We start from the raw sequence: 16,207 nt of genomic DNA, 5'->3' as shown, positions 1-16,207 counted from the left end.
CCAGCAACCTAGTGGGCTGGCCCCTCCGGCGATCAAGGCGGAACATCACAGTCACCCAGTGACTGCGATGTTCCGCGTTGACTCAGTGCTCGTCCAGCGAGGCTGCCGGGTCACAATCCCATGGCGGTGCGGGCGGCGGCCAGCGCCGGGGCAGTGACCTGCCGACACGTCGCCGCACCGCTCTCGAAGACCTCCGTGACCGCGGCGTCGTCGAGGTCGGCGAACCGCTTCTGGATCGGCTCGAGCTCGTTGACCACTGCCTCGGTGACCGCTGCCTTGAGTGCGCCGTACGTCGTGATGCCGTCGGCCGATCCGCCACACGCGGTGAGGATGTCGAGCAGGTTCGTCACGCCCGGCTTGGCGTCGCGGTCTGCGCGCACCGAGGCGGCGCCGACCTCGGAGTCCGTGACGGCCCGTGCCACCTTCCGGCGTACGACGTCGGGCGGGTCGAGCAGGTAGATGATGCCGGCACCGTCGACGTGCGACTTGCCCATCTTGGTGGTCGGGTCCTGGAGGTCCATCACCCGCGCACCGGAGGGTGGCGTGACGATCTCCGGCACGGTGAACACCTCGCCGTACAGCCGGTTGAAGCGGAGCGCCAGGTCACGGGTGAGTTCGACGTGCTGGCGCTGGTCGTCGCCGACCGGCACCTGCTCGGGTCGGTAGAGCAGGATGTCGGCCGCCATCAGTGCCGGGTAGGTGTAGAGCGAGGCGCGGGTGGAGGGCTGGTCGCGGCCCTTCTCCTTGAACTGGATCATCCGGTTCAGCTCGCCGGTGTGCACCGTGGACTCGAGCAGGAACGAGAGCTCGGAGTGCGCGGGCACCCGGCTCTGCACGAACAGCGTGCTCCGGTCGAGGCCGACGGCGACCATCAGACGGGCCATCTCGGCGCTGAGCGCCCGCAACCTGGCCGGTTCGTGCGGCACGGTCAGCGCGTGCAGGTCGGCGATGCCGTAGAAGCCGCGGCCCTCCGCCTGGCCGGCCACCATGGGGCGCAGGGCTCCGAGGTGGTTGCCGAGCGTGAGGTGACCCGTGGGCTTGAAGAGCGAGAGCTTGATCATGGTGACTCCTGGGGGTGAGGGCCCACGGGTCAGCCGAAATGCACGACGGCCGCCCGAGGGCGGCCGATTTTCGAAGGGGTGCGTCGAAGTGGGGTCCGCCGGTCAGGCGGGCCACCACTGGGTGGAGCGGTTCGTCAGCACCCCTCGATGGTGCCACAACTGGGCCAACCACCAAGAACCCACGGCTCGTGCATCAACAATCCACGGCTCGCGACGCAACAATCCACGGCTCGCGACGCAACAATCCACGGTTCGTGGGGGAGTGAGTTCAATCCGACACGCCGAGTGCCCAGAACTATTTTTCCGTCCACCCTTCCCCACAGGTCACATCAGGCCCTATTCTCACGGGAGTGAGGCACGCTGATCACTCGTGGGGAAGCGAGTGACGTGCCGGAGGAAAGTTGTGGTGTGCCATGGCAAACTCGGGCGATATCTCCGAGGTGAAGTTCCTGACGATCGCTGAGGTCGCGGCGACTATGCGCGTGTCCAAGATGACCGTCTACCGCCTCGTGCACAACGGGGAGCTCCCCGCCGTCCGGGTCGGCCGTTCCTTCCGCGTCACCGAGAAGGACGTCAACGCCTATCTCGAGCGCAGTTTCTTCGACGCAGGCTGAGCCTGTTCCGACTGAGTCCGGGCTCCCGGGGAAGCGCCGGGGCCCAATTCCTTCCAGAGCCGGATAGTGGTCAATTGACCGCTGGTTTCTGCTGCCTGCCCATTGGCGGATAGGCTGTGCCGGTCGCCCCGGCCGCTCTGTCGGGCGCGACCACAGCTCTGGAAGGAAAACAGTGGGTTCAGTCATCAAGAAGCGCCGTAAGCGTATGGCGAAGAAGAAGCACCGCAAGCTCCTGAAGAAGACGCGCGTCCAGCGCCGCAAGCTCGGCAAGTAAGACTCGGGGCGGGGTCATGGGCAGGGTCGTCCTGGTCACCGGGGTCTCGAGGGACCTCGGGCGACGGCTGGCGCGCGAACTTGCCGACGACCCCGCCGTAGATCGCGTCATCGGCGTGGACATCGTCCCGCCGCGTGGTGACACCTCCGGTGTCGACTTCATCCGTGCGGACATCCGCACGCCCGTGATCGCCAAGGTGATCGCCAAGGAAGACGTCGACACGGTCGTCCACATGAGCGTCATCGCCACCCCCGGTGGCGTCGGCGGTCGGGGGACGATGAAGGAGCTCAACGTCATCGGCACGATGCAGCTCCTCGCGGCCTGCCAGCGCGCCCCGGGGCTGCAGCGACTCGTGGTCAAGTCGACCACCACGGTGTACGGCGCCAGCAACCGCGACCCGGCGATGTTCACCGAGGAGATGAACCCGAAGCGCACGCCGAGCTCGGGCTACTCCCGCGACGCCTACGAGGTCGAGGGCTACGTGCGCGGTTTCGCGCGCCGCCGACCCGACGTCGAGGTGGCGACCCTGCGCGCGGCCAACATCCTCGGCCCCGGGGTCCAGTCGCCGATCACCCAGTACTTCAAGCTGCCGGTGCTGCCGACCGTCCTCGGATTCGACCCGCGCCTGCAGTTCCTGCACGTCGACGACCTGATGGCCGTGATGCGCCACGGCGTGCTCTCCGATGCCGTCGGCACGTTCAACGTCGCTGGCGACGGCGTCATCATGCTCTCCCAGGCCGCCCGCCGCATGGGTCGCGCCACCCTGCCGCTGCCGTCCTTCGCGGTCGGAGGCCTCGGCACCGCCCTGCGCAAGCTCGGCCATGCCGACTTCTCGCCCGAGCAGGTCAAGTTCCTGACCTTCGGTCGCGGCGTCGACACCACCCGGATGCGCACCGAGCTGGGCTTCGAGCCGCAGTACACCACCGCCGGCGCGTTCGCGGACTTCGCGGCCACCCTGCCGCCGGGCATCCACTCACCGGGGCGCCTTGCCTCTCCGGACAACGTGCTGGCCGGACTCTCCCACCAGCTGACGCGAGGAGACGCCCGTGGGTGACGCAGACATCATCCCGATCGGCACCCGTGGCCGCCCCGGGCGCGGCAGTGGCAGCAAGCGACCGTCGTCGGCCGCGCGCGGATTGGCCACGGGTCGCAAGGCCGCTTCCAAGCCGACCCGGGTGAAGGCCGACGAGCCGACGACCGACACCCCGGTCATCGAGCAGCCGGCGGTGCGCACACCCGGGACGTCGGCGACCACTGCGGTCGACCGCGCCCCCGGCGGCGGTATCCCGATCGGTGACTGGCTGAGCGCGATCAACCAGGCCGCCCGTGAGGTCTTCGGCACCGACTGGGAGCCGCGGCTGGCCCACTTCCTCGCGTTCCTGCGCCGCCGCGTCAACGGCGAGTACGTCGTCGACGAGTACGGCTTCGACGCGGAGATCACCGAGAAGTTCTTCATGGCCGCCCTTCGCCCGGTCGCCGAGAAGTGGTTCCGCATCGAGGTGCGCGGCCTCGAGAACATCCCCGCAGAGGGCGGCGCGCTGGTGGTCTCCAACCACTCCGGCACGGTGCCGATCGACGGGTTGATGACCATGGTCACCACGCACGACAAGGCCGGCCGGTTCCTGCGCCCGCTCGGTGCTGACCTGGTCTTCCAGCTGCCCGTGGTCGGCGGTGTGGCCCGCAAGGGCGGCGCCACCCTCGCGTGCAGCGAGGACGCCGAGCGCATGCTGCGCCAGGGCGAGCTGGTCGGAGTCTGGCCCGAGGGCTTCAAGGGCATCGGCAAGCCGTTCTCCGAGCGCTACAAGCTCCAGCGCTTCGGCCGCGGCGGATTCGTCTCGGCCGCACTGCGCACCGGCGTACCCATCATCCCGCTGTCCGTGGTCGGTGCCGAGGAGATCTATCCGTTGGTCGGCAACGTGCCCTCACTGGCCCGGTTGCTCGGCATCCCCTACATCCCGATCACGCCGTTCTTCCCGCTGCTGGGCCCGCTCGGACTCGTGCCGCTGCCCTCGAAGTGGCTGCTGGAGTTCGGTGAGCCGATCCGCACCGACGAGTACGACGAGAACGCCGCCGACGACCCGATGCTGGTCTTCAACGTGACCGACCAGGTGCGCGAGACGATCCAGCAGTCGCTCTACAAGCTGCTGATGGAGCGCAAGTCGGTCTTCGGCTGACCTGCGAGAACGTGACCTTCGCGGGCTGGTCCTCGAAGGCCGACCGGTGTAGGGCGGGGCGACGGCTCAGTCGCTGAGCAGGCCGCCGTCACCGAGGATGGGCCCGAGCAGCGGGTCGAGCGTCGTGGTGACGGGGCCGAGCACGCCGTTAGTGCCGAGCAGGAGCTCGTTGCCGCCCTTGAGCGTCCCCTCGACCGCCTTGACGGTCTTCTTCACCGTCTTGGGGGTTTCCTCGGTGATCGTCTTCGTCGGGTCGGACGTCGGGGAGTCAGGCGTCGAGTCGCCGCCGACCGGGGGCAGCGGGATGACGTCCTTCGGGTCGATCGCCTGGTTGGGCGTGGAGTCGCCGGGAGTGGAGGTCTTCTGCTTCGGGGTGACCACGGGGCCCGGGTCGGCGCTGCCCAGTGCACTGGTCAGCCGGGCGGGCAGCTGCAGGATGCCGCCGGCGCACTCGGGGCAGAGCTTGGTGATCTCGTCGTCGATGCGGGTCAGCACGGTGGTGGCGTTGCGCAGCGAGTCGGTGACCGTCGAGGGGAGCAGCGCGTCGAGGTCGACCAGCTTCTTCATGCTTGAGTCGACGAAGCCGTTGAGCTCGACGAGGGGATCGGTGTCACCGGTCTCGTCGTACTCGGTGAAGATCAGGTCGGCGCCCTCCCCGGCCTGGCTGGAGAAGTCGTCGAGGGTGGACGGCAGCTGGTCGGCCCGGCTGGAGTCGACCTGGCGGGCCAGCGCCTCGACCTCGAGGAGACGGCCGGTGGCCTGGTCGAGGACGGTCTCGCTGCGGGCGGTGTCGTCGAACGTGAGGGAGGACTGGATGCCCTCGATGGCCCGTTTCACCGGGTAGAGCGTGTCGCCCGGGAGGGTGCCCTGGGCCGCAACGGCGACCGAGGTCGTGGCGCCCAGGAGAGCCGCGGTGCCGGCCAGGACGGCGATGCGCCGGTCGCGGTGGCTGCGCGGGTGGGCCGGCAGGGCCAGCTTGCGGTCGACCTCGGTCAGGGCGACGTCGGCCTCGGCCATCAGTCGGGCCCGCAGGTCCGCGACGAAGTCGGGCCGCGGCGCGGGGGCCTCGACCGAGCGCATGGCGGAGACCAGTTCGAGGAGGTCGGCATGCCGTGAGTTGTGGCTGCCGCCCGCGCCCTCGAGCTGGGCGTTGAACTCCTCGGCACGCCTGTGTGCCGGAAGCACCGAGATCATCGCGCTCTTCCTGTCGGTTCGTTCACGTCACGCCGGCCGCACGCAGCCGTCGGCAGTGACCCTGTCGACAGGAACAACGAGGCGCGGGGAACCGAGGTTACGGTCTGAGACGTAGGCGACATCAGTCCCTCATCCCCGCGGGCAGCAACTTCGCCAGGTTGCGCACGCCGCGCAGCTGCAACTGCTTGACTGCGCCGTCGGAACGGGCCAGCACCTGGGCAGTCTCGGCGATGCTCATGCCCTGGAGGAACCGCATGATCAGGCACTCCTGCTGCTCCTTGGGGAGCTTCTGCAGGGCGGCCAGCAACGACTCGTTGGTGAGCGACGCGAGGACGGCGGACTCGGGTCCGTCGGTGACGTCGTCGTGGGCGCCCATGTCCTCGGTGGTCATCTCGAGGCGGGTGCGGCCGGCCTTGAAGTGGTCGGTGGTCAGGTTGCGCGCGATGGTCATCAGCCAGGCGCCGAAGTCCTTGCCCTGCCAGCGGAAGTTGTTCATCGACCGCAGCGCACGGAAGAACGTCTCCGAGGCGAGGTCCTCGGCCAGGGTCTGGGACCGGGTGCGGTAGTAGAGGAACCGGTAGACCGCCGGGTGGTAGTGGTCGAAGAGCTGCCCGAAGGCCTCCTTGTCGCCTCCACGGGCCAGCTCGACCAGTGCGATCATGCGTTCGCGGTCGGCTTCGTTCTCCGCGGAGGACGCGGCCTGGTCGGCGTCGTCGTACGACCCGTTGCCGCCGCCGGAGGGACGGGTGCCGGCGAGGACGTCCTGGGTGAGCACGACGCCGGAGTCGCCGGCGAGGCCGTGGGCCAGCTCGGGCTCAGCGGCGAGGGTCGCGAGAACCGCGTCCCGCAACGCGGTCATGCCGCGCGCGAGGTCCTGCGCTCCCCAAGACATCGATCCTGCCCTCCCGCGGTCCTCTCCCTGGCCCGCTACCCAAGAGTAGGTAATTTTCGGTCATCTGTGAACACCTCTCCAGAATGTGAGGTGCCCGACACGTTCAGTTGCGGTTGCGGCGCAGTGCTGCTGCTGCGGCGACCGACCCCGTTGCCGCTCCGGCGACGGCGCCCAGGACCAGCCCGGCCCGGGCGGCCTTGCGTCCGGTGCGGTAGTCCCGGATCCGCCAGCCCTGCTCGCGGGCGTGGGCCCGCAGCTTCGCGTCCGGGTTGATCGCCACCGGGTCGCCGACGAGCCCGAGCATCGGCAGGTCGTTCGAGGAGTCGCTGTACGCCGAGCAACGGGTCAGGTCGAGGTGCTCACGCGCTGCGAGGGCCTTGATCGCCTCGGCCTTGGCCTCACCGTGGAGCATGTCGCCGACCAGGCGGCCGGTGTAGACGCCGTCCTCGTGCTCGGCCACGGTGCCCATCGCGCCGGTCAGTCCGAGTCGGCGGGCGATGATGCTGGCGATCTCGATCGGTGCCGCGGTGACCAGCCAGACCCGCTGGCCCTGGTCGAGGTGCAGCTGGGCCTGGGCGCGCGTGCCCGGCCAGATGCGGTGCGCCATCGCCTCGTCGAAGATCTCCTCGCCGAGCTCCTCGAGCTCGGTGACCGTGTGTCCGGCGATGAAGCTGAGCGCCGAGTTGCGGGCCTCGGCGACGTGCTCGGGGTCCTCGACGCCGACGAGGCGGAAGTAGGCCTGCTTGTAGGCCGCGCCGACGATGTCGCGGGTGGTGAAGAACTTGCGGCGGTGCAGCCCACGGGCGAGGTGGAAGATGCTGGCGCCCTGCATGATCGTGTTGTCGACGTCGAAGAACGCCGCCGACCCCGGGTCGGGCGGGACGTCGAGGGCGGACTCCACCTCGGTCGCCGCGGCCGCGGCCTCGCCGGCCATCGTCGACCGCGCCTTGAGGTCGATCCGACGGGGAGCCTGGGGCCGCTTGTCGTTCACGCCTCCACCCTAGTGGGCAACCCACGTTGCGGAGGCGCGCTCTGCGTACCCCGGGGCGTTCGGGTTCTCGCCAGCGACCGACCTTCGTGTGGAAGTATCTGCGCATGACGAACTCGGTCGCCGACCTCCTGACGTCGGCCGCGCGCGAACTGCCCGACGGCATGGCGGTCGTCGAGGCGTCCAGCGGACGCCGGGTCACGTGGTCGGAGCTCGAGGACGAGGTCGACCGGGTCGCCGCCGGCTATGCCAACGAGGGCGCCGTCGCCGGCTACCGCGTGATGCTCGTGCTCGGCAACCGCATCGAGTTCGTGACCAGCTACCTCGGGGCGTTGCGCGCGCAGCTGGTCGTCGTACCGGTCAATCCGCGGTCGACCGCCAACGAGCTGGCCCGCATGCTGGCCGACTCCGGCACCCGCATCATCATCGCCGACACCGTGACGGTGGTCCGCGAGGCCCTCCAGATCGTCGAGCGGGCCCGCAACGGCGAGTTCGAGGGCATCGACCCCGACGACCTGGCCGACGTCCCGAAGCCCCGTCTGGTGACGGTCGGCTCGACGTTGCAGCCGGGGGAGCGGTCCTACGCCCACCTCAGTGCCAGCCACGGCCGCGCGCTCCCCGCGCTCCAGGACCCCGAGACCCTGGCCGCGCTCCTCTACACCAGCGGTACGTCGGGGCGCCCGCGCGCGGCCATGCTCAGTCACCGGGCACTGCTGGCGAACATCGAGCAGATCGCCGAGGTCCAGCCCCCGATGCTGGCCGCCGACGACGTGGTCCTCGGGGTGCTGCCGCTGTTCCACGTCTACGGCCTCAACGCCGTGCTCGGCGCCTCGCTGCGGCTGCGGGTGCGCGTGGTGCTCGCCGACTCCTTCGAACCGGGCGGCACCCTCGACCTCATCGAGGACGAGGCGATCAGCGTGGTGCCGGTGGCGCCGCCGGTGTTCGCGCACTGGCTGCCGCTCGACGACCTCGCCGAGCGCCTGGGCCCCGTGCGGCTGGTGCTCTCGGGCTCGGCGCCGCTGGCGGCCGAGGTCATCGACTCCTTCGTCGAGAGCACTGGAGTCGCGGTGCACCAGGGCTACGGGCTGACCGAAGCGGCGCCGGTGGTCACCTCGACGCTGTGCAGCAAGGACGCGCCCACCGGCTCGGTCGGTGCGGCGCTGCCCGGCATCGAGATCCGGCTGCGAGACGAGGCCGGTCACGACGTCGAGGGCGGCGACCCCGGCGACATCGAGATCCGTGGCGGCAACCTGTTCAGCGGCTACTGGCCCGACGGTCGCGAGGGACCCGACGGCGACGGCTGGTGGGCCACCGGCGACGTCGGCTTCCTCGACACCGACGGGGACCTCTTCCTGGTCGACAAGCGCAAGGACCTCGTCATCGTGTCCGGCTTCAACGTCTACCCCTCCGAGGTCGAGGAGACCATCGCGAACGTCCCCGGGGTGCAGGCCTGCGCCGTGATCGGGGTCGAGGACCCGCTCACCGGCGAGGCGGTCGTGGCCTACGTCGTGGCCACCCCTGACGGTGACGAGGCCGGGCTCGAGGAGGCGGTGCGTGCCCGCTGCGCCGACCGGTTGGCCCGCTTCAAGCAGCCCACCACCGTGCACGTGGTCGACGAGCTGCCCTACACCGTCACCGGCAAGGTGCAGAAGGGCCGGCTCCGCGCCGCCGCCCGCCAGCGGGTGGCCCTCTTCGACGAGCCGACCGACGAGCCGACCGACGAGCCGACCGACCAGCCGACCGAAGAGGCGTCCGGTGGCTGAGCCCCGGGTCCGGCTCTACGGCCGCACCGGCTGCCACCTCTGCGACGAGGCGCGGCTGGTCATCGAACGGGTCTGCGCCGACCTCGGGGAGTCCTACGACGAGGTCGACATCGACGCCGATCCCGAGCTGCAGGCACGCTTCACCGACGAGGTCCCGGTGACGTTCGTCGACGGGCGCCAGCACGACTTCTGGAGGGTCGACGAGGCCCGGCTGAGGCAGGCCCTGACCGGCTGATCGGGACCCCCGTGAGATGGGTCACCCCGCCTGTGGTAGCCACGGTGCGGACTCGTTTTGTTCTTCCGTTCACAAACTCCTAAAGTGAACGACGCCGCAAGGAACACCGCCTCGCATTCCAGCCAGGTGATGAATCGTGCCTGGCGGCGCCTTGGAGACGAGACAATTGACCGCACGGACGCCCGCCGCCGGCAGCCCCCATGGGGCTGCACCTGTCGACGGCGTGGCCCGAACCGCTGGTCGTGAGATCCCCGAGGCGACCGTGGCCCGGCTGCCGATCTACCTCCGGGCGCTGACCGTGCTCGTCGAGCGCGGCATCGGCACCTGCTCCAGCGAGGACCTCGCCACCGCCACCGGCGTGAACAGTGCGAAGCTCCGCAAGGACCTCTCCTACCTCGGCTCCTACGGCACCCGCGGGGTCGGCTACGACGTCGACTACCTGCGCTACCAGATCGCCCGCGAGATCGGCGTCACCCAGGACTGGCCGGTCGTCATCGTCGGCATCGGAAACCTCGGCAACGCGCTGGCCAACTACTCCGGGTTCCGCTCGCGAGGCTTCCGCGTGGTGGCCCTTCTCGACGCCGCCCCCGAACGCCACGACGAGGCGGTGGCCGGTCTTGAGGTGCGTCCCTTCGACGACCTCGAGGAGATTGTCGCCGCCGAGTCCGTCTCCATCGGCGTGATCGCCACGCCCGCGGTGGCCGCCCAGGATGTCGCCGACCGCATGGTCGCCGCCGGCGTCACCAGCATCCTCAACTTCGCCCCGACGGTGCTCTCGGTGCCCGAGGGAGTCGACGTACGCAAGGTCGACCTTTCCATCGAACTCCAGATCCTCGCCTACCACGAGCAGCGCAAGGCGGCTCCCGACGCGGACCTGGGCCACGCAACGGACCAGGAGGTGATCGCGTGAGCATCCTCGTGGTCGGAATCTCACATCGCACAGCCCCGGTGGACCTCCTCGAACGTCTCGCCCTCGACGAGGACGGTGTCGCCAAGCTGCTGACCGACGTCATCGGCGTCGACCACGTCGCCGAGGCCACCGTGCTGGCCACCTGCAACCGCCTCGAGATCTACACCGAGGTCGAGCGCTTCCACGGCAGCGTCGAGGAGATCTCGCGGCTGCTCTGCGACCGGGGCGCCGACCTGGCGCTCGACAACGACCTGCTCTCCTGCCTCTACGTGCACTACGACGACGGTGCCGTGTCGCACCTCTTCCACGTCGCCGCCGGGCTCGACTCGATGGTCGTCGGCGAGGGCCAGATCCTCGGCCAGGCCCGCGAGGCGCTCCGCTTCGGCCAGGAGTCCGGAACCGTCGGTCCCGCGCTCAACGTGCTCTTCCAGCAGGCCCTGCGGGTCGGCAAGCGCTCCCACGCCGAGACCGACATCGACCGCGCCGCACCCTCCATGGTCTCGGCCGCCCTCGACCTGGCCGCCGCCGACATCGGCAGCGTCGCCGGCAAGCGCGTCGCCGTCGTCGGGGCCGGCGCGATGGCCGCACTCTCGGTGGCCACCGTGTCCCGCCTGGGCGCCGCCGACATCGCCGTGCTCAACCGCACCGAGGGCAACGCCGAACGCCTCGCCACCGAGTACGGCGCCCGCTCGCTGCCCCTCTCCGAGATCACTCACGAGCTGGCCACGGCCGACCTGGTGGTCTCCTGCACCGGCGCCACCGGTCAGGTGGTCACCGCCGGCCAGGTGGCCGCCGCACGGGCCGGCAACCACGACCCCCTGGTCTTCCTCGACCTGGCCCTCCCGCACGACGTCGACCCGGCCGTGGCCGACCTCCCCGGCGTCTCCGTGATCGACCTGCGCCGACTCGCCTCCGACCTCTCCGGCACTGACGGTGCCCTCGAGGTGATCGGCGTCCGCGAGATCGTCGGCCAGGAGGTCGCCGCCTTCGTCAGCGCCCGCCGCAAGGCGAGCGTCACCCCGACCGTGGTCGCCCTGCGCAGCATGGCCACCGACGTCGTCGACGGCGAGATCGAGCGGCTGCTCACCCGCCTGCCCGACCTCGACGACGCGTCCCGCGCCGAGGTGGAGCAGGCCGTACGCCGGGTGGCCGACAAGCTGCTCCACCAGCCCACCACCAGGGTCAAGGAGCTCGCCAACGAGACCGGCGCCGTGTCCTACGCGGCTGCCCTGCGCGAGCTCTTCGCCCTCGACCCGGAGGCCGTCGACGCGGTCACCCGAGCGGGGCGTCTGACATGACGATCAAGATCGGCACCCGCGCCTCCCTGCTGGCCCGCACCCAGTGCGGCCATGTGGCCGAGATGATCAGCGAACGCCTCGGCGTCGAGGTCGAGCTCGTCGAGATCACCACCGAGGGCGACGTCTCTCGTGCCCCGTTGGCCACGCTCGGCGGCACCGGCGTCTTCGTCAGTGCACTGCGCGACGCCCTGCTCGAGGGTCGGGTCGACGTGGCGGTGCATTCCCTCAAGGACATCCCCACCGCACCCACCGAGGGCATCACCCTGGCCGCCGTACCCACCCGCGAGGACCCGCGCGACGTGCTGGTCGCCCGCGACGGGCTCACCCTCGGTGAGCTGCCGCAGGGCTCCGTCGTCGCCACCGGGTCGCCGCGCCGGGCCTCCCAGCTCGGCGCCCTCGGTCTCGGTTTGGAGATCGTGGGACTTCGCGGGAACATCGACACCCGCGTCGGCAAGGTCACCTCGGGTGAGGTCGACGGCGTGATCCTGGCCCGTGCCGGGTTGGCGCGCATCGGTCGGCTCGAGCTGGTCACCGAGACCATCGACCCGATCCAGATGCTGCCGGCCCCGGGGCAGGGAGCCCTCGCCGTCGAGTGCCGCACCACCGACACGGAGCTGGCAGCACGGCTGCGCGAACACCTCGACGACCGGTTCACCCGGGCCGCCGTGGAGGCGGAGCGGGCCGTGCTCAGCACGCTGGAGGCCGGATGCTCGGCCCCGGTGGGAGCACTGGCCGAAGTGGTCGACGACGGGCAGGACGGACACGAGGTCTGGATCCGCGCCGTGGCGTTGTCGCACGACGGCACGATCGACATCCGCAGATCAGCGAGTGGCCCACTCGCCGACGCGGCAGGAGTGGGCACCCGGTTGGCGGCCGGAATGCTCGAAGAGGGCGCAGCTGAACTGATCGACACACCAGGTAGAAGGCAGCAGGCATGACTGGACGAAAGATCAAGACCACGCCGGCCCCCGCATCCGTGCAGGGCCCGTCAACGATCCCTTCGCAGGCACGCGGGTGGGTGGCATTCGTGGGCAGTGGCCCCGGTGACCCCGACCTGTTGACCGTGCGGGCGGCCGAGCTGCTCCGCGACGCCGAGGTCGTCGTCACCGAGCTGCCCGAGCATGCCGCGTTCGTGCGCGCCGTGCTCGGCATCCCGGAGCCGCGGATGGTCGCCGACGAGGACGGCAACGAGACGCTCGAGGAGGCCGCCGGCCCCGAGATCGTCGACGGTGGGTTCGGCCCCGACGGCCAGCCGCTGACCCACGCGAACCGCGCCAAGGTGGTCGTCAAGCAGGCCAGGCGCGGGCTCCGCGTCGTACGCCTGATGAACGGCGACCCGTTCCTCTACGCCTCCGGGCCCGAGGAGGCCCAGGCCTGTGCCAAGGCCGACATCGGCTTCGAGATCGTGCCCGGTGTCTCGTCGGCCACCGCGGTGCCGGCGTACGCCGGAGTGCCGCTGACCACGCGCAACAACCGCGAGGTCGCCGTGGTCACCTGTGGCGAGAAGATCGACTGGAGCCGGTACGCCGACAACCGCACCCTGGTGCTTCTCTCGGCGGTCGGCTCGATCGGTGACATCGCCAAGGCACTGATCGACGCCGGTCGCTCGGCGACGACTCCTGTTGCGATGACCCAGTCCGGCACGACCACCACCCAGTCGACCGTCACCTCGACGCTCGAGCGCATTGCCGCCGACGCCCGCGCCGCCAAGATCGCCCCGCCGGCGATCACCGTGGTCGGCGACGTGGTCAACCTGCGCGAGACCCTGTCGTGGTTCGAGACCAAGCCGCTCTTCGGCTGGCGGGTGCTGGTGCCGCGCACCAAGGAGCAGGCCGGTTCGCTGACCTCGCGCCTGCGCGGCTACGGCGCCGTCCCCGAGGAGGTGCCGACGATCTCGGTCGAGCCGCCGCGCAACCCGCAGCAGATGGACAAGGCCGTGCGCGGCCTGGTCGAGGGTCGCTACGAGTGGATCGCGTTCACCTCGGTCAACGCGGTCAAGGCCGTGCGCGAGAAGTTCGAGGAGTACGGCCTCGACGCACGTGCCTTCTCGGGCCTCAAGATCGCCGCCGTCGGCGACAAGACCGCCGCGGCCATCGCCGCGTGGGGCCTGCGCGCCGACTTGGTGCCCTCGGGCCAGCAGTCCGCTGCCGGCCTGCTCGAGGACTGGCCGCCGTACGACGACGTGCTCGACCCGATCAACCGGGTCTTCCTGCCCCGCGCCGACATCGCCACCGAGAACCTCGTGGCCGGCCTGATCGACCTGGGCTGGGAGTGCGACGACGTCACCGCCTACCGCACGGTGCGGGCCACGCCGCCGCCGGCGCCGACGCGTGACGCGATCAAGTCGGGCAAGTTCGACGCGGTCGTGTTCACCTCGTCCTCGACGGTGCGCAACCTGGTCGGCATCGCCGGTAAGCCGCACGCCTCCACCGTGATCGCGGTGATCGGTCCGGCCACCGCCAAGACCGCCGAGGAGCACGGCCTGCGGGTCGACGTGATGGCCAGCGAGCCGTCGGTCGAGGTGCTCGTCGACGCGCTCGCCGACTTCGGTGCCACGCGTCGTGCGTCGCTGGTCGAGAGCGGTCAGCCGGTCACCAAGCCGTCCGACCGCAAGCCGTCGACCCGTCGCCGGGCCACGACGTCCTGATCCATCCGTGACGTCCTGCGTCGGGGTCGCTCCGGCGGCCACGACGCAGGACGTCCGGCATTTCCCACCCGAGCGGAGGAGCAGCATGGAGTTCCCGACAGTCCGACCCCGCCGCCTGCGTCGTACGCCGGCACTGCGCGCGATGGTCGCGGAGACCTCGCTCGAGGCGCGCCAGCTGGTGCTGCCGGTCTTCGTCCGTGAGGGCGCCACCGAGCCGGTCCCGATCTCCTCGATGCCCGGCGTCGTGCAGCACACCCGCTCGTCGCTGAAGGAGGCCGCCGCCGAGGCCGCCTCTCTGGGACTCGGCGGCGTCATGCTCTTCGGCATCCCGTCCGAGAAGGACGCCACCGGGTCGGGTGCGCTCGACCCCGACGGCATCCTCAACGTGGCGATCGCCGACGTCGTCTCCGAGGTGGGTGACGCGCTCACCGTGATGAGCGACCTGTGCCTCGACGAGTTCACCTCGCACGGCCACTGCGGCGTCCTCGACGACGCGGGGCGGGTCGACAACGACGCCACCCTCGAGGTGTACGCCGAGATGGCCCGCGCGCACGCCGCCGCCGGGGTGCACATGGTCGGACCCAGCGGGATGATGGACGGCCAGGTGGGGGTGGTCCGCGCTGCCCTCGACGACGCCGGTGCCTCCGACGTCTCGATCCTGGCCTACTCCGCGAAATACGCCTCCGCGTTCTTCGGACCGTTCCGTGAGGCGGTCAACTCCTCGCTCCAGGGCGACCGGCGCACCTACCAACAGGACTCCGGCAACGCCGTCGAGGGCGTCCGCGAGGCGTTGCTCGACATTGCCGAGGGCGCGGACCTCGTGATGGTGAAGCCGGCCCTGGCCTACCTCGACGTCATCCGCCGGGTGCGCGACGCGGTCGACGTACCCGTGGCGGCGTACAACATCTCGGGGGAGTACGCCATGGTCGAGGCCGCGGCCGCCAACGGCTGGATCGACCGCGAGGCCGCGATCATGGAGACGCTGCTCTCGATCCGCCGGGCCGGTGCCGACGTGGTGCTGACCTACTGGGCCGCCGAGGCCGCCCGCCTCCTGCGCCGCTGAGGTTCGTCGCCGCGCTGTCTGTACGCCGGCATGTGCACCGCCTTGCCCACGGGCGTGTGCCCGTCTTGCCCACCGGCGTGTGCACCGCCTGGCCTACCGGCCTGTGCCCGGCCGGGCAGTCACCTGCTGCACGCAGCACGGTGCACAAGGTCGAGCACACCGTCACCGCCGGTGACGCTGCCCGTGCGCTTCGCCCCTGCGGATCTGGCCGTGGCCAGCTCGCGGCGCCGATGGTTGCTCATGTCGACATACAGTTCACGCCGCACGGGCGACGGCTGAGCGTGGCCTTGGGGCTGCGACCGCTGAACTGTATGCCCAGATGAACGTCACGGGTCATCGGCGACCGGTTCCTCGCCTGCCTCCGGGCCGCAACGGACCGTAGGACAGGTAACTCGGCGACTTCGGTCCGGATCCGAGCGTGGACCTGGTGCCGAGCCCCCGACTTACCTGTCGCACGGTCCGCCGGCGCCGATGCGCTCTCCGGTGCTGACCGACTGTGCCGCCGCCGGTGCCCTGCCCTTGTGCACCGCCTTGCTGTCATCAGGTGACTGCGATCCGGTGCACAAGCGCTGCGACGCCGCCTGATCAGACCGAGTGACGCGAAACGGACGGCGTCTGCACGCGGAGTGGTCCGTTTCGCTGCACCCGGTGGCGCAAATGCCGAACGGCCCGGACTCCGTGTGGAGTCCGGGCCGTTCGAGGTGTCAGATCAGAGGCCGTACGACGCGAGGCAGCGCTTGTAGTAGGTGCTGTCTCCTAGGTGCGCCAACGTCAGCGACTCGGCGGTGCACTTGACGGGCGCCAGCGTCGCGACGAGGGTCTTCTCGATCGGTCCGAGCAAGCCGGTCACGGTCGCGACGACCGGGTCGGTGGCCTTCTTGATGGCCTCGCCTGTCTTCGTGAGCGTGCCTGCCGGGTCGTCGCCTGGGTCGGTCGTGCCTGGGTCGGTCGTGCCTGGGTCGGTCGTGCCCGGGTCGGTGGTGCCGGTCGAGGGGGACTCAGTCGACGGGGACTCCGGGTCGCCGGTGTTGCCGGTGTTGTTGCCGCCGGAGGCAGTGTGCGGGGAGCCGACCTTGCCGCCGTTGGTGGGGTGC

Annotated in this window: 17 protein-coding genes; 11 read left to right on the top strand and 6 right to left on the bottom strand. The window is 70.4% G+C overall.

Translation table 11 applies throughout. The features are described from left to right. Positions 1 to 110: 110 nt before the first annotated feature. Entirely contained in the window at positions 111 to 1,061 is a 951-nt protein-coding gene (trpS, locus tag ASH02_RS15710) for a tryptophan--tRNA ligase (RefSeq protein ID WP_056688694.1), read from the bottom strand. Positions 1,062 to 1,474: 413 nt separating this feature from the next. Between trpS and ASH02_RS15705 the strand changes: the two genes are divergently transcribed. From ASH02_RS15705 to ASH02_RS15695, 4 genes are all read left to right on the top strand, one after another. Continuing rightward, positions 1,475 to 1,675, top strand: coding sequence for a helix-turn-helix domain-containing protein (locus ASH02_RS15705; RefSeq protein WP_056688692.1), 201 nt, complete (start codon positions 1,475 to 1,477; stop codon positions 1,673 to 1,675). A gap of 172 nt (positions 1,676 to 1,847) precedes the next feature. Further along, entirely contained in the window at positions 1,848 to 1,949 is a 102-nt protein-coding gene (locus tag ASH02_RS25685; protein WP_008356322.1) for a 30S ribosomal protein bS22, read from the top strand. Between the two features lie 16 nt (positions 1,950 to 1,965). Beyond that, on the top strand, positions 1,966 to 3,003 hold the full coding sequence (locus ASH02_RS15700; RefSeq protein ID WP_056688690.1) for an NAD-dependent epimerase/dehydratase family protein: 1,038 nt from the start codon (positions 1,966 to 1,968) through the stop codon (positions 3,001 to 3,003). Then, entirely contained in the window at positions 2,996 to 4,123 is a 1,128-nt protein-coding gene (locus ASH02_RS15695; RefSeq protein WP_056688688.1) for a lysophospholipid acyltransferase family protein, read from the top strand. The genes ASH02_RS15700 and ASH02_RS15695 overlap by 8 nt, the downstream gene beginning before the upstream one ends. Before the next feature lie 66 nt (positions 4,124 to 4,189). Here ASH02_RS15695 and ASH02_RS15690 read toward each other — a convergent pair whose 3' ends face one another. From ASH02_RS15690 to ASH02_RS15680, 3 genes are all read right to left on the bottom strand, one after another. Beyond that, complete coding sequence (locus ASH02_RS15690) at positions 4,190 to 5,317, bottom strand: DUF5667 domain-containing protein (protein WP_057295040.1); 1,128 nt, start codon at positions 5,315 to 5,317, stop codon at positions 4,190 to 4,192. A 121-nt stretch (positions 5,318 to 5,438) separates the two neighbouring features. Beyond that, entirely contained in the window at positions 5,439 to 6,209 is a 771-nt protein-coding gene (locus ASH02_RS15685) for a sigma-70 family RNA polymerase sigma factor (RefSeq protein WP_056688683.1), read from the bottom strand. A gap of 103 nt (positions 6,210 to 6,312) precedes the next feature. Then, positions 6,313 to 7,200, bottom strand: a complete 888-nt coding sequence (locus ASH02_RS15680; RefSeq protein ID WP_235532673.1) for an HAD family hydrolase — start codon at positions 7,198 to 7,200, stop codon at positions 6,313 to 6,315. A gap of 104 nt (positions 7,201 to 7,304) precedes the next feature. Between ASH02_RS15680 and ASH02_RS15675 the strand changes: the two genes are divergently transcribed. The 7 genes from ASH02_RS15675 to hemB all read left to right on the top strand — a co-directional run bounded on the left by ASH02_RS15675 (position 7,305) and on the right by hemB (position 15,113). Continuing rightward, complete coding sequence (locus ASH02_RS15675) at positions 7,305 to 8,960, top strand: AMP-binding protein (protein WP_082620907.1); 1,656 nt, start codon at positions 7,305 to 7,307, stop codon at positions 8,958 to 8,960. Beyond that, entirely contained in the window at positions 8,953 to 9,195 is a 243-nt protein-coding gene (locus tag ASH02_RS15670) for a glutaredoxin family protein (protein WP_056688681.1), read from the top strand. Before ASH02_RS15675 ends, ASH02_RS15670 begins: the two co-directional genes overlap by 8 nt. Before the next feature lie 223 nt (positions 9,196 to 9,418). After that, on the top strand, positions 9,419 to 10,105 hold the full coding sequence (locus tag ASH02_RS15665) for a redox-sensing transcriptional repressor Rex (protein WP_056688679.1): 687 nt from the start codon (positions 9,419 to 9,421) through the stop codon (positions 10,103 to 10,105). Then, positions 10,102 to 11,403 (top strand): glutamyl-tRNA reductase, encoded by a 1,302-nt coding sequence (locus tag ASH02_RS15660; RefSeq protein WP_056688677.1) that lies wholly within the window; start codon positions 10,102 to 10,104, stop codon positions 11,401 to 11,403. Before ASH02_RS15665 ends, ASH02_RS15660 begins: the two co-directional genes overlap by 4 nt. Then, positions 11,400 to 12,341: a hydroxymethylbilane synthase gene (hemC, locus tag ASH02_RS15655; protein WP_056688673.1), complete on the top strand. Its 942-nt coding sequence runs from the start codon at positions 11,400 to 11,402 to the stop codon at positions 12,339 to 12,341. Before ASH02_RS15660 ends, hemC begins: the two co-directional genes overlap by 4 nt. After that, positions 12,338 to 14,050: a uroporphyrinogen-III synthase gene (locus tag ASH02_RS15650; RefSeq protein WP_056688671.1), complete on the top strand. Its 1,713-nt coding sequence runs from the start codon at positions 12,338 to 12,340 to the stop codon at positions 14,048 to 14,050. The genes hemC and ASH02_RS15650 overlap by 4 nt, the downstream gene beginning before the upstream one ends. Positions 14,051 to 14,135: 85 nt before the next feature. Next, complete coding sequence (hemB, locus tag ASH02_RS15645; protein ID WP_056688668.1) at positions 14,136 to 15,113, top strand: porphobilinogen synthase; 978 nt, start codon at positions 14,136 to 14,138, stop codon at positions 15,111 to 15,113. A gap of 119 nt (positions 15,114 to 15,232) precedes the next feature. Here the strand turns inward: hemB and ASH02_RS27300 are convergent, their stop codons facing one another. Together ASH02_RS27300 and ASH02_RS26425 are read right to left on the bottom strand one after the other, a co-directional pair. Then, complete coding sequence (locus ASH02_RS27300) at positions 15,233 to 15,355, bottom strand: hypothetical protein (protein ID WP_268793384.1); 123 nt, start codon at positions 15,353 to 15,355, stop codon at positions 15,233 to 15,235. Positions 15,356 to 15,822: 467 nt separating this feature from the next. After that, positions 15,823 to 16,207, bottom strand: a 385-nt coding sequence (locus ASH02_RS26425) for a hypothetical protein (protein WP_200959162.1), incomplete at its 5' end; no start/stop codon positions are given.

It is taken from the genome of Nocardioides sp. Soil796 (assembly GCF_001429525.1).
In the GTDB taxonomy this organism is placed as follows: domain Bacteria; phylum Actinomycetota; class Actinomycetes; order Propionibacteriales; family Nocardioidaceae; genus Nocardioides.
This window is presented reverse-complemented; position numbering and strand designations above follow the sequence as displayed.